The organism is Ruegeria sp. CDSB114, from assembly GCF_059611025.1.
Genome location: NZ_JBXWOT010000004.1, coordinates 135955 through 149354, shown reverse-complemented (window position 1 = coordinate 149354; position 13400 = coordinate 135955). Strand labels below are relative to the sequence as shown.

The 13400-nt window shown below is 54.7% G+C and carries 10 protein-coding genes; 1 reads left to right on the top strand and 9 read right to left on the bottom strand.

Annotated features, from left to right (window positions below):
- Window positions 1–64: 64 nt before the first annotated feature.
- Window positions 65–1525, bottom strand: coding sequence for a catalase (locus AC2FIP_RS12125; protein WP_496696649.1), 1461 nt, complete (start codon window positions 1523–1525; stop codon window positions 65–67).
- 96 nt (window positions 1526–1621) lie between these two features.
- On the opposite strand from AC2FIP_RS12125, the gene AC2FIP_RS12120 reads away from it, so the two are divergent.
- A complete protein-coding gene (locus tag AC2FIP_RS12120; protein ID WP_496749329.1) occupies window positions 1622–2566 on the top strand; it encodes a hydrogen peroxide-inducible genes activator in 945 nt (314 codons plus the stop codon).
- A 482-nt stretch (window positions 2567–3048) separates the two neighbouring features.
- Here AC2FIP_RS12120 and AC2FIP_RS12115 read toward each other — a convergent pair whose 3' ends face one another.
- The 8 genes from AC2FIP_RS12115 to AC2FIP_RS12080 form a co-directional block, all read right to left on the bottom strand.
- Window positions 3049–4470 (bottom strand): AMP-binding protein, encoded by a 1422-nt coding sequence (locus AC2FIP_RS12115; protein ID WP_496786588.1) that lies wholly within the window; start codon window positions 4468–4470, stop codon window positions 3049–3051.
- Window positions 4463–5308, bottom strand: coding sequence for a hypothetical protein (locus tag AC2FIP_RS12110; protein WP_496786586.1), 846 nt, complete (start codon window positions 5306–5308; stop codon window positions 4463–4465). The genes AC2FIP_RS12115 and AC2FIP_RS12110 overlap by 8 nt, the downstream gene beginning before the upstream one ends.
- Entirely contained in the window at window positions 5305–6636 is a 1332-nt protein-coding gene (locus tag AC2FIP_RS12105; RefSeq protein WP_496786584.1) for a hypothetical protein, read from the bottom strand. Before AC2FIP_RS12105 ends, AC2FIP_RS12110 begins: the two co-directional genes overlap by 4 nt.
- Window positions 6633–7733 carry a BtaA family protein gene (locus AC2FIP_RS12100; protein WP_496786583.1) on the bottom strand — a complete coding sequence of 367 codons (1101 nt, stop codon included), beginning with the start codon at window positions 7731–7733 and terminating at the stop codon, window positions 6633–6635. Before AC2FIP_RS12100 ends, AC2FIP_RS12105 begins: the two co-directional genes overlap by 4 nt.
- Window positions 7723–10182, bottom strand: a complete 2460-nt coding sequence (locus AC2FIP_RS12095; RefSeq protein ID WP_496786582.1) for a PEP/pyruvate-binding domain-containing protein — start codon at window positions 10180–10182, stop codon at window positions 7723–7725. Before AC2FIP_RS12095 ends, AC2FIP_RS12100 begins: the two co-directional genes overlap by 11 nt.
- On the bottom strand, window positions 10179–11090 hold the full coding sequence (locus tag AC2FIP_RS12090) for a UbiA family prenyltransferase (RefSeq protein WP_496696638.1): 912 nt from the start codon (window positions 11088–11090) through the stop codon (window positions 10179–10181). The genes AC2FIP_RS12095 and AC2FIP_RS12090 overlap by 4 nt, the downstream gene beginning before the upstream one ends.
- Window positions 11087–12307 carry a hydroxymethylglutaryl-CoA reductase gene (locus AC2FIP_RS12085; protein WP_496705617.1) on the bottom strand — a complete coding sequence of 407 codons (1221 nt, stop codon included), beginning with the start codon at window positions 12305–12307 and terminating at the stop codon, window positions 11087–11089. Before AC2FIP_RS12085 ends, AC2FIP_RS12090 begins: the two co-directional genes overlap by 4 nt.
- Before the next feature lie 271 nt (window positions 12308–12578).
- Entirely contained in the window at window positions 12579–13394 is an 816-nt protein-coding gene (locus AC2FIP_RS12080) for a formate/nitrite transporter family protein (RefSeq protein WP_496786580.1), read from the bottom strand.
- Window positions 13395–13400 lie beyond the last annotated feature (6 nt).

Sequence of the window (13400 nt, the reverse complement as noted above, 5' to 3'; positions counted from 1 at the left end):
CCCGCCGTCGAATACCCCGCAGTATCAGGCAAGCCCCCGAAGATCGGGGGCTTGCCAATTGTCTTTACGCGGGGAACCCACTTTCATCGGTCAAACCAAGAGCCCTTGCTACACCGGCACCATATGCAGGATCTGCCTTGAGACAGTTCGATATGTGGCGGATCTGAATTTCTCTTTGTGCAGCCCCGATTGCGCGGGCAGTGTTTTCGAACAGTACTTCTTGCTGCTCTGGCGTCATCAGGCGGAACAAATCACCGGGCTGCGAGAAGTAGTCATCATCCTCGCGGTGGTTCCAATGATCCGCAGCACCTTCGATGGACAAAGGTGGTTCAGAGAAATCCGGTTGCTCGGACCATTCGCCATGCATGTTGGGCTCATAGCCAATCCGAGATCCGGCATTGCCGTCGACCCTCATCGCGCCATCACGATGGTAGGAATGATACGGGCAACGAGGCGCATTCACAGGGATCTGGGAATGGTTGACACCCAACCGATACCGCTGAGTGTCACCATAAGAAAACAGACGTCCTTGCAACATCTTGTCCGGCGAAAAGCTGATACCAGGCACGATTGTAGAGGGGGCGAAGGCTGCTTGTTCAACCTCGGCAAAGTAGTTCTCAGGATTCCGGTTCAATTCCAGCTCGCCAACCTCAATCAACGGATAATCCCCATGTGGCCAAACCTTGGTCAGATCAAACGGGTTGAGGTGATATGTACCCGCATCCTTCTCTGGCATGACTTGGACATAAAGCGTCCATTTAGGAAAATCGCCGTTTTCAATTGCGTCAAAAAGATCACGCTGGTGGCTTTCACGGTCACCGGAGATGATCTGTGCTGCTTCCTCGTCGGTGAGGTTTTTTATCCCCTGTTGCGTTTTGAAATGGAATTTGACCCAGAACCGCTCGTTGTCCGAGTTGATAAAACTGAACGTGTGGCTGCCAAAGCCGTGCATGTGTCTGTAGGTGGCCGGAATCCCCCGATCAGACATAACAATCGTCACCTGAAGCAAGGCTTCGGGAAGGCTGGTCCAGAAATCCCAATTGTTATCCGCACTGCGCATGTTCGTCCGCGGATCGCGTTTGACGGCATGGTTGAGATCGGGAAACTTCAGCGGATCGCGAAGGAAGAACACAGGGGTGTTGTTGCCCACAAGATCCCAGTTGCCCTCTTCCGTATAAAACTTGATAGCGAAGCCGCGGATATCCCGTTCTGCATCCGCTGCGCCGCGTTCCCCTGCAACGGTCGAGAACCGCAGGAAGAGATCCGTCTTCTTGCCAACATCAGAGAACATTTTGGCACGCGTATACTGGGTGATGTCATGGGTCACTTTGAATGTGCCGTAAGCGCCGGATCCTTTGGCATGCATCCGACGTTCGGGGATCACCTCGCGATCAAAGTGGGCCATCTTCTCGAGAAACCAAACATCTTGAAGCAGCGCAGGTCCACGCGGCCCTGCCGTCAGTGTGTGTTGGTTGTCAGGCACTGGCGCGCCAAATGCGGTGGTCAGCTTCGATTTACTGGTCATGTCAATCTCCTGAGTTGGTATTGGCAGGACAAAACCGAAAACCGCCAAATTACTCCAACTTATATAAATTATCCGATCGATAATCAGAGGTGATGCATGGTTAGAAGAACCTCAGTCGCCGGCCTTTCACTCAGAGATCTTGAGTACATTCAAAGCATTGCCGAAGAAGGTCATTTTGGCCGGGCGGCTGATATCTGTGGGGTTTCACAACCTGCAATCAGTCAACAGGTATCCAAGCTGGAGGCGCGTCTTGGCTTTTCGATATTCGAACGCCACGGACGGCATATTTCGTTGACGCAAAATGGCCAGATAGTTCTGCAAAAAGCAGAAATCCTTCTGACAGAGGCCCGTGAACTGCTGGAATTGTCGCTGAGCCTAAGTGACAATCTGGAGGGAGAGTTGAAATTTGGGGTACTTCCAACACTTGGGCCTTACTTGCTGCCGCTTATCCTCAAGTCTCTCAAAAATGCGTACCCCAATCTCCAGTTGTCATTGTTCGAAGAACCCACTCACGTTCTTGAAGAGATGCTCGTCAGGAGGACGCTGGACGCTGCACTGATTGCGACGGCCCCGAAACAGCTTGTACTGAGAGCGCTTCCGTTGTTTCACGAACCATTTGTTTTTGCCTGCCCCAAGGATCTGAACTTCAGACCCAATGAGAAAGTTCGCTGGTCCAAGGTTCTGTCCTCTCAGCTCGTTCTGCTTTCTCAAGAGCACTGCCTAAGAGATCAGACCGTAGCATTCTGCGACCGGATTGACCGACCTGGACAGAGGGTGGCGAGCAGCCTTGAAATGCTCCGGCAAATGGTCGCACTCGGAGAGGGTTGTGCGCTGTTTCCGGCATTGTCTGTGAGTGGCCCTGATCGTTTCGGCGGCTTGGCAACGACACATCCCATTGCTGATGGGATCTTTGGCCGTTCTATCAGATTGGCATGGCGCGACAGCGACCCGCGCGCAGGGTCGCTTGAACATTTCGGGACTTTCATTCAGACGCTTATGGCCGCTCCGGATATGACGCGATATTTGAACGGAAATACCTAGAACGAGACCAGCCAAGGTTGGGATAGGCTTTGCTGAGGACGTGGGTGCCTCCTCCTGACGAAATCGCAACGTGCCAATGTGATGTTTTTTAAGCCATCAACAAAGCCACCCAAAGATCAAATTCGGCTGATGCCCTACATTGAAGCGCCTTCTGACGTCGAACGTTCATCACATTTCTAGCCCAACTGTGACGGTTGGGTCTGGTTCATTCAATTCTGACCGAAACATCAAGCATTTCTAACCCAGAACGAACAACAACCCCTCATCGACGCTGCGATAAATGTCTCAAATGAGCCCAACCTGTCCCTTGCGCTTTCTCACAGCCAACTTGCAGTGGGAGAAATAGTCATTCATGCGGCGAGCAGCTATGCTGGCACTGGTTTTTCATAAGCACCCGGACTTTCCTGCCTTTCGGTTGGAAGGCAAAAAGTGTGCTCGACCACGGTTTTCCGTTGGAGCTCTTAAGGTGAAAATTCTGTGATTTAATAACCCAATAATTGGGTGAGTTTTTTCCGATCAACTTTGGACCTGTGCCGTTTGTCCATAGGCATTTTTTTCACATGGGTCACATTGGCAACACCGAATTCCTGCGCCAGGCTATTCCAGTTTGAAAGCTGATCCGCGTCGCCTTCAATGCATAAAATCGGACGCCCATCGAAGCTCATGAGCGCGCTGTTCGTCACGCTCGGCCATTGCCGGGCAGCTACTTCGATTGCAAAAGGAAAGGTTTGACCAGCCGGGGTTGTCACATCGCTCCCCAGTCTGCCCCACAGCCACAATCGCCCCTGATCATCTAACCGACCCGCGTCACCGGTTCGATGCCAAATCGTAGTACCGTCTTTGATTTTGTTTTCCTTGGAGTGTGCGAGATCAAGATAGCCATCATTTACATGATCGCCCGCCACCTGAACTTCATCGTCCTGAATTCGGAGTTTGATTTTCGAAACCGGATGCCCAACAAGAAGCCCCTTGCCCGCCGCCATTTCAAGTTGATCAACTTCGGTGATTTCCCGCGCATCAAGATGCGCAATCGGTTCAGCTTCGGTTGACCCATAGACACAGACCACGTCCAGACCGGAATTGGCGAGGAGCCTTTCAATCAGGTCAGGGAATACCGGACCGCCGCCGGTGAAGACTGTGTGCAGCCGGCCCGTATCTTTACGCTGTGCAAGTTTTTCGCACAACGACGGAGGTATCAATAGACGGGTCACTTGCTGCTTCGATATCCAGCCCGCAAACTGTTCGGAGGATAGTCGATCCAGATTACTCATTCTCCAATTCGGCAGAACTGTCGTGCGCCCAGCCGCCAGGTTGATCAGGGTGAATACCGGGAACGCTACCAGATCCCGTTCAACTGCATCACTGTCCAGAAGCGGCGCAATGGCATCATGTTGTGCCATCAGAAACGCGTGGCTGCGGGGGATGGCCTTGGCCTGACCTGTAGTGCCGGATGTAAAGGAAATGAGCGCCGTGTCACCGTCTTGAACGGGCGCGACGCTCAGATCACCCCGGGCGGTGCCTGGTAGCAAAAGGCGCAGCCTCAAGAGTTCCGGCACAACAAACCTGAGCAACGCGAAATAACCCGACGCGCAAAAAGCCTTGGGTCGGGTCGTTCTCGCTGCATGACGCAGCCCCGCGAGTCCCATCGCGGGTTCAGGCAAAACCACCGTTGCGCCCAACGACCACAAGGCCGCAAGACTTGCGTAGAGATCAGCGTTGACCGGCATCGCCAGAAGAACGCGGTCGCCACGCCCAATCCCCTTACGTCTCCACTTTCTAACCATTTGCTGCGCGCGTATCTGCACATCACGAAAGGTGGCCTCGCGACCGCTGCCTTCAACAATGGCCGTCCGGTCCGGGTGTCTATCAACCGCTACGGCAAATTGATCCAACAAGTTAGTCATCCAGGCGCAGTCCTAACAGGTTGTACCGCCGAAATACCGTGGCCCCTTCAACAAAACTGCGATCCGCGGATTGGTTGTCATCATGGATCAGCGCGTGGATAGCGGAATCAAAGCCTAGCTTCAGAGCAGATTTGTGGAAATGACTGGCCAAATGGCGACCCGCACCACGCTCAAGGCTTGCATAAGTTTTCAGGATCGCGGCTGTTGGGTTTGGGCCTTCAGCATAGTTCGGAATACCAAACAGAAAGCCCGCTAATGAGCTGTCCGGACGGCGGGCAAAAAAGATAAGCTCGCGCTTCAACATCGGAACGACAGGCATATACATTGCAAGAAAATCGCGCTCAGAAATAGGTTTATAGAAAGCGTTTCGTGAAAAAGCTTCGACAGATAGTTGATACACCTGCCGGAACAACTCCTCAGGGTTGGTTCCGTCCCAGGGTTCTACGTCGAACCCATCAACTGCAGCTAGAGACGAATTGGCCGTTTGCGCCAATGATACTCGCGCCGAGAAATACTTACTGATGGCGGCAAATCCTGCCGCCCTAAACACATCGGGCTCATGTGACTTGTGCGTCGGCTCCATTAAAAAGGGTGCTGATCCATCACTGTCCGATACAAACCGATAACTGTGCCATGTATCACCGGACATAGGTCCAATAATCCGATCAACCCCAGCGTACCGGACCCGTCCAATAGCCGTTTGCAGTACCTCCAGACCGGCCTCTGGGGTCTCGCACGAGAAGTCGCCTATTGTTGCCGCTGGGGCACCATCCCAATCAGGGCCCTGCAGATAAACAGATAGTTTGGCGCCTTTGGTCTGAATGTTTTCTTTCGTCATGATACAACTCCAGCAACAATCCCGCCGTCAATAGACCCTGCTATGGACCAGATGAAATAGGCAAGCGGAGGTAACAGCGCCAAAAGCGTGAGCCTCGAAACGCGGTTCTTTTGGAGCAAATGCGGAAGCACCAAGGGCACAATCGCCATAAATGCGAGTGATACAAGTGAGAGCGCGGTCAAAGGCTCGGCCCAATTTGATTGGTCAGAATTCAGGGAAACCGCCCAGGTACGGATTAGAAACAGGACAGCTGCAGCAAGCGGTATCGCAATAGGAATGGCACGCAGCGCCACAGCTGTGAGCCCCATGGCCAACCCCATTGCACTCATTCCAAAAAAGGATATTGCATCCCATCCCGTTGCATTTCCCGCTGCAAGCCAGCCGAACCCTATTAGCCCCAAGGCGGCTACGATGTCCAAATCGGGGAACTTACTGTCACAAGGAGAAGCAGTACGTGCCCAGCCGTGTGCCGCGAGAACCATGATCGGCAGTTCTGTATTTTGCAGTTTCGCGGTCGCCAGCAGCAGAAAAACCGCAACAACATACACACGGGTCGTATGTTTGGTCAGGCCCAGCTTGGTTCCCACCACCCCAAAACTGGCAAGTGCGGCAAAGAACAAAATGGCCAGCAAAGCCAGCTCTGCCAAGGAGCTGTAGTAGTGAACTTTCAAAAAAATCAGCAAGCCAAGCGGCAGGAACAAGTTGTCAAACCCCCGCCAGCTTTGTGCCTCGACCAATGTGCCAAAGGCCGCAACCATAAGGCACAGCATCATGATGTTGGACGGTGGGAGTTTCGACGAAAACAAGAAGCAGATGATCGCAACCAATAGCGTTACGACAAAAAACACCACTGACCCTTCTAGGCTTTTTTCGCCATCTTCGACCACATAGCGTTTGGTCCCGTACGTGGTCCCGGCAAGCGCGGCTGCGGCATCAGCCAGTGTTAAAACGGCGATCGGAAGCACGTAATACAGGGTGTTTTCCCCGGCCAGCAACAAGCAAAGCCCAACGGATAGCGCCAACAGGAAATCGCCGTATGACGTGCGCTCGACGCTGTGTAGGGTTGCGCCCAGACCTTGTGAGAACCGGGGCAGGCGCAAGATCAGCATGACGATCAGCGTTACCCCTATTAGCATGTATATTGGCCAGCGTTCCGGAAAAATCCACGGCAGAACCAGTGTAAAGAGTCCGGTTCCAACATGCATCAGTTTACGTTGCACTTCTGCGCTCAAGCCGAACTTTTGCGCCAGCCATCGGACAACTGCCATCGATCCCAACAGGGCCGCAACAGACGCCAAGGCCAGTAAAATCTGGGCCTGGATGCTCACGAAAGCACCTCTTCCACGACGAAATCCGAGTAGAAAAATGCCATATCGCGTGACTTCAGTCGATCCTCAGTCCTGCGATGTGTTTCAACTTCGCTCCTGTATCGAGCAGGCACGCGGCGCGGTGCCATCATGTTCCAATACACGAGACGTGCCTTGGGCGCGGCAGCCGACAGGATCGAGCCATAGACTTGCTCAAATACATCGGGCGACATGTATTCGAAAATGTCAGACAGGTTGAACCCGTCGGCTTTTTCACCGGTCGAGACAAAAGCCTCTAATGATCCCGGACGGATATCGAGACGATCCAGGCGGGTGCGGATCGTATCAAAATGCTCGGGCCGCCATGCCATCGGCAACGCGTCTCCGTGCGTGCCTTTCAGAATCCAGTGCAAATAGGGATTCTGTGACGGGTCGGTATCAACGCCCGCGTGGCGAATGCGACGAGCCACATGCTGGGCGGGGCTACCCTCTACGTGATCGAAAAACGCCTTATCGCGACCCATGCGCCCCATCACAAAGCGGGAAAAGAACACATTCAACAACAGCCGCCATCTGAAGGTGTCAAAGCGCGTATCGAAAAAAACCTCGCGCGCCTCAGGTGACCGGGGTGTAAAAACGTCATCAATCGTACGTCGTGAATGCACAAACGGCAAAAGCCGGGTGCGGAAGATGCGAAAATACCGCTCGAACTTGCCAACCCCGCCTGCCCCGTAACGTTCCACGTCAGGGACAAAACCACTCCAGAAGGTTCGGGTTTCAGGATCGGTGTCCTGCAAAGCTCGCTCCAGCAGGGCTGCTCTCCTCTTACTGGGCTGCGATCCCGTCAGCTCCAGAAACTCGGGATGTGTCAGGGTCTGGAAAGCGCCAATTCGTAGCTTTAGGCAGGCGATTTGTGCTGGCGACAAATCGACAACCACAACTTTCGCTGGATCGAGTGTCAACATAGCCAGCGCATTATCCCCGGCCGAGCAGATGGATACCAGCGTTCCCCCGGCACAATCGCCCAGCGCGTCGGTCAAAACGTCTGCATCTTCCCATAGCTGTGCATAGCGGATGTGATCAAAATCAGCCCTGCCCTCGATTTCACTATGCCCCATCGCACCGTTCCACCTTGCCACTCGCCCCGTCGACCGACAGGGTTTCGCCATCCTTGATCCAATGAGTGGCCCCTTTCAGACCGACCACACATGGGATTCCCAACTCTCGCGCCACTATTGCGGAATGCGACAAAAGTGACCCCCGTTCCACAACAATGGCCGAGGCGTTCGAAAATACTGCGATCCAGCCCGGATCGGTGTGACGCGCCACGAGGATGTCACCAGGTTGCAGCGCCTCAGTCCGCGGGTCACGGATCACACGGGCCTTTGCGATAACTTGTCCAGCTGAACAGCCAGTACCGGATTTTATCCGCTCCGGGTCGCTGTCGACTTCTTCTATTTCCGCCCAAATCGGAGCAATGGCGGGACCTCGAATTTCTATACGTTCTGGCGGATCCGGACGCTGGGACGCAGCGGATTCTTCGCGCTGACGCTGCGCGACTATGGTTTTCAGATCAGGCGAAAGGCTGAACCCTTCGACGGCTCCCAAGACCTCATACGTCGTCAGATGAAATACGTCTCGGGGTTCTGCAAGCAGCCCCCTTGCCGAAAACTCTCGACCAATTCCCAGAAAAACACGTCTCGCATGGCCAAAGATACGGGTGCGTTCAAAGCGCAGGTTTTCACGGTCACGTACGCGGCCCTTGGCCCAGCCTACGAACCATTTGGATAGGTAGCGTTTCAGCGGATTGCCGGGAAACAGGGTTTTCCAATCCGGCTCGGTGCCGATGTGTCGCTTACCCTCAGGACGGGCGGCACTGGCTGCGACGGCCATCAATAGGCTGGTGGGATCATCGCGCAGCGGAATGCTCTCCAGCTTCAACTCCTCAGTGCATCGATCCCCGAATTTATCGAGATATGACCGAACCTCGGCTTCAATCTCAGGGTAAGGAGCAAGGGTTTCCAACCGGCATTTCGCGCCTAGCTGATCAGCAATCCCGGCCTTGCGGACCAAGCCGGCCATGCGGGCAATACGCTGCGCCGGTTCGGCTGAGACGATATCACCCTGACCAATCATGACGTCGTTATGCAGCAACAGCCCGTCTTCACCCAACCACCTGTGCAGCAAGTTGCGCGATGCCCCAAACGCGACCATGCAAAGGAAATCATTGATAAGCGGCGCATCCCAGCGATCTAGCAGAGTGCTTTCGATCTGACGATACTCGGCGGCCAGTTCGGTTGCATTCGCAGCTTCTATGTCCAGACCACGGTCCAGAACATCGTTCAGCCTGACATAGAATTTACGCCGCGTGCGCGGCAAACGCACGGCCTGCCAGATCAGACTGCCCGCTACCGTCGCTAGTTTGGCGTATTCCAGTATCTTGCGCACACCTCTGGCAGGAGCAGGTCCAATGCTATCTGTGATCTCGCGGGGCATGGGTTCGGACACACCCATCATCGTTTCCATGTAATCGCGATTCAGCGAGAACCCCGGCAGCAACGACAGCGCCCGATACCAGTTGACCAGATTGTAGTAGACACGCCCATCAATACGCCCAAGAAAATTGTCGAATATGGCTGAGTTCTGCGCGACAGTTTTATTCGAAACGCCCAGAAGCCGCACAAAAGCGCGATAAACCCGTGAGTAGACGTGCAGGGCAAAAGAATAGGTCAGTGGACTGACCATGCCCGGATAGCTTTCGACGATGTTCGAATTGTCAAAAATGGTAAGTACATCATCCGGCACCGCCACTGGTCGCAGCTCGGTCGTAATCGGCCGAGCCTGAAGAATGTGCAGCCCATCCGCATCGAACGCCCACTCGATGTCTTGGGGGACGCCAAAAGCCTCTTCCGCTTTGCGCGCCAGCATCGCAACCTGCAGCACCTGTTCCGGTGTCAAAACCTGAGGCGTGGTTTGCGCGCACTCGGGCTGTTTGGCTTGATCAATAATCCAATCCTCACCATCGACCTCACCTGCTACCAGCGCATCGCCTAAACCTTTGATGGCAGACACGACAACGGTGTTTCGCTGCCCGGTCACTGGATCGGCCGAAAAAGCAACACCCGCGGTCGCCGCATCAATCATGCGCTGTACGATTATCGCGGGCGCTTCTGTCTCGCCTCCGGATTTGACCGAGCGATAGGTGGCAATTGTATCCGCAAACCCCGATTGCCAAACCTGTTTTGCCGCCTGTATGACCTTGCTACCGGTGACATTCAAAACCGTATCAAACTGACCTGCATGGCTGTGTTCGACACCATCTTCGGCCCGACCGGAACTACGCACTGCATAATATCCCGGACCCAACGCATCCAGCGCAGCGGCAAGCGCCTTACTCAACCCACGTGCTGCGACAGGCCCTGTCTTACCTGCACGGAATGCGGCATCGGTGATAACAAAAAACGCAGGTGGATTGAATCCGCGACGAGCGAGGTTTGATAGCGCAGCGGCTTTTCCTCCGACCACTGTTGGGTCAGTCGCATCGGATTGATTGATGATAAGGGTCATCTAAAGCCTCCAATCAGGAACGGCAGAAAGCCCGCAGTGGCATAGCAGAAAAATACCCATAGCCCCGCGATTGCGTCCATCCTGTCTTGTGCCTTGGGTGTTGGAGCCTTCACATAGCTGCGTGCCGCAAGACCACAAGGCACGAACGCAGCGGCCCCGACCAATACGGTTAACCAACCAGCTCCAGACGCAAACCCCGTGCCAACCAGAAACACGAATGACAGCACAACGCAGCACAGCCAAATGATAGCGGCGCGGCGATACCCCCAAAGACCGGAATAGGTGTCCACCCCGTCAATTTCGTTTTCGGGCGACCATAGCTTGCGACCGATCTCAAGAACGCAGCCATTCACGAAAGACAACGCCAGAAATAACCACAGCATTGATGCGGCCTTTCCGGCCGGAAGCCATTCGATGCTGGTCAGCAGCAAGTCGATCAGCGGCATGATCGCCATATGACTGACGAGATATAGAACTGGGCGCGCCTTTAACCAGGTTGGCACCCCGAACTCGGCCGTCATTGCCGCCAGCCATACCCAAACCAAGAAAAGGCACCACAGAACCGGGAGGTACCAAAACCATGCAGCGGCGGCGGCCATGGGAAGGGTCAGCAAACCAAGCACAAGCACCTCAGCCGGGGACACCAGCCCTCGGGGTATCGGTCGCTCGGGCCGGTAGCGGCGGTCCTCTTCGGCATCCTTGAATTCGTCGCAAACGCGCATCTGAAAAAACAGCGTCATCGCCAGTACGAACCCCACCACAAAGGCAGACCACTCGGGCAATGGTCGATCAGCAAGCCGGGCCGATACGCAGATACTTGCTGCTGAAAACACCAGCAAAAGCGGAACAGTTTTCTTCAGTGGGAAGCGTTCGGATTGATATATCCACAGTCGAGCCAGCAAAGTCATCTTTGGCGGGCCAAACTTTCATGGGCTCGCGTGAAATGCCCCGCAGCGATTGCGGCGACAATCGATATTTCTCCGCACAGGCATATGGCGGCAGCCACTTCGGCCAGCGCCGTGCCGTGGCCGGCGCCTTTCAATCCCAGAATGTTCAGTGCCGCAGTCTGGCTGGGCAAACCGGTACCACCGCCCACGGAGCCGACAAGGATGTTCGGGAGCGTCACCGAGCAGAAAAGATCATCCCCTCTGGGCTCCATCCGCGTCACCCCCATCGCGCTTTCGGCGACACAGGCCGCGTCCTGCCCAGTTGCTATGTAAAAGGCCGCAAGCCCATTGGCATAATGGGCCTGAGCTCCAAGCTGACCCGACAGATGTGACCCAAGATTGGCGACCCGACCATAAGCCAGCATGGCATCCACGGTGGTGCCAAGCGTCTTTTCCACGACGTCCGCAGGCAAGGTTACCGACGCGCTAACCTTTCGGCCACGACCCGTTACCAATCCAAGCGCCGAGGCTTTTTTGTCGCCTGAAAAATTTCCCTCAATATACCAGTTCTCAATTGGAACTGGACAGTCTTTGGTGATGGTGCAGCACAGCGCATCCGTTGCAATGGTTACCATGTTCTGACCGGCCGCATCACCTGTGGTGTAGCGGCAAATCAGAAAGACGATATTTGTGTCTATGAAAGGCTCCAGCGAGACAAGTTTACCATGCCCGGTTGTGGCATCAGCCGCCGCCTGGAGTTCATCGACATTGCTGACCACCCAATCCACGAACTGACCGGCCTGCAAAAGGCTTTCGAACACAAAGGCCGGCGTACGCAAAACACCTTCATACAAAACAGCTGTGCTGACCCCACCAGACCGGCCAGCTGCAAAGGCCCCCCGCGCATAAGAGGCAACAAGCGCGGCCTCAGTCGTCGCCAGAGGCACATAAAAATCCCCGTTGGCGTTCATACCGTTCAAGCGCAAAGGCCCGACGATGCCAACTGGCACTTTCACAGTTCCAATGAAGTTTTCAATATTGGCGCTGTAGGTTTCAGATGCCTCGACTGTTGCAGGATCCGCAATCAATGCCTGATCTGCGCCGCTTGCCTTGGGCTTTAGATGATCCCAGAACCGCGCAACTGTCTTACGGTCAGCCTTGCGAGAGGGGCGTAAAGGCGAAAACACTTCGTCGCTTGGGGCCATCTGCTGTGGCGTGCGTTCAACATCATATCGCATTTTGATGCGCCGCAGCATCTCCCGCACATGAAATGGAATGATCAAATGGCAGCTCCAATAAACGCTGTGCAAACGGCTGCAGATTGAATTCTGCGCCGGCTGCACCCTAACAAGAAAGTATGCGATTTCCAGCGAATACATCCAGTTGGAGATTGTGAGTGATCCTACCTTTTTGAGTTGCTCGGCCCCAGACACAGGCCCGGCATTTGCTTATCGGTCTCTGGAGACGGGGATATTGGCAAGTTGTATCACGCTCATGATCACGCCCTGACTAGACAGGATGCCTGGTTGACGCAGGCGTCGCGACACCCTTGACCGTGGGTTTGGACGCCGCTCGCCAATAGCCGTAGCCCATGATCCCGGCACCGGCGAATGCGTTGCCCAAGGTGACATACGTCAAATTGTGGGCGGCTCCAGTCAGGGTGATGCTGTCGGGATGATCTGAGAGCAGCGCCAGTGAAAACACAGTCATGTTCGCAACACTGTGTTCAAACCCGGCGGCGATAAATGCATACAGGCACCAGAAGATGACGATGCATTTGGTAACATCGTCTTTTGCGCGCGCCGAACACCACAAGGCGAGACAAACCAGCCAATTGCACAGGATCGCTTTGGCGAACAGCTCCAACTCGGTGCCGTGCATCTTCTTGGTGGCCACCTTGTAAAGCAAAGCGTCTTCTCCTGCTCCCAGGATAAGTCCGCCACCGCCTACGACGAACAGCAACGTCAACAATATGGCCCCGATCAGATTTCCTGCCCAACTGACAAACCAACAGCGCAGCACATCCGACCACGCAATACTTTTGGCAAGCAATCCGTGCGTCATGTACATGGTGTGACCGGTGAACAGCTCGGCCCCTGCAAAGACCACAAGGGTCAAGGCGATACCGAAGCTAGCCCCCATGACGATGGGACGGATGGATGGATCCGCGCCCTGCCCCACGGAAAAGATCAGCAGGATGCCCGCCCCAACAAACGCACCCGCCTTCACAGCGAGGATCAGAAAGGCAATTGGATCTGCTCGCAGGTTGACGCTTTTCTTTTGCGCCAGTTCTGCAAACCCAATGACTGTGTCAGCATAGGTCATTTCGTA

Coding starts and splice junctions, on each gene's coding strand:
- AC2FIP_RS12125 (WP_496696649.1), bottom strand. CDS start 1,525: ATGACCAGTAAATCGAAGCTGACCACCGCATTTGGCGCGCCAGTGCCT.
- AC2FIP_RS12120 (WP_496749329.1), top strand. CDS start 1,622: ATGGTTAGAAGAACCTCAGTCGCCGGCCTTTCACTCAGAGATCTTGAG.
- AC2FIP_RS12115 (WP_496786588.1), bottom strand. CDS start 4,470: ATGACTAACTTGTTGGATCAATTTGCCGTAGCGGTTGATAGACACCCG.
- AC2FIP_RS12110 (WP_496786586.1), bottom strand. CDS start 5,308: ATGACGAAAGAAAACATTCAGACCAAAGGCGCCAAACTATCTGTTTAT.
- AC2FIP_RS12100 (WP_496786583.1), bottom strand. CDS start 7,733: ATGGGGCATAGTGAAATCGAGGGCAGGGCTGATTTTGATCACATCCGC.
- AC2FIP_RS12095 (WP_496786582.1), bottom strand. CDS start 10,182: ATGACCCTTATCATCAATCAATCCGATGCGACTGACCCAACAGTGGTC.
- AC2FIP_RS12090 (WP_496696638.1), bottom strand. CDS start 11,090: ATGACTTTGCTGGCTCGACTGTGGATATATCAATCCGAACGCTTCCCA.
- AC2FIP_RS12085 (WP_496705617.1), bottom strand. CDS start 12,307: ATGCGATATGATGTTGAACGCACGCCACAGCAGATGGCCCCAAGCGAC.
- AC2FIP_RS12080 (WP_496786580.1), bottom strand. CDS start 13,394: ATGACCTATGCTGACACAGTCATTGGGTTTGCAGAACTGGCGCAAAAG.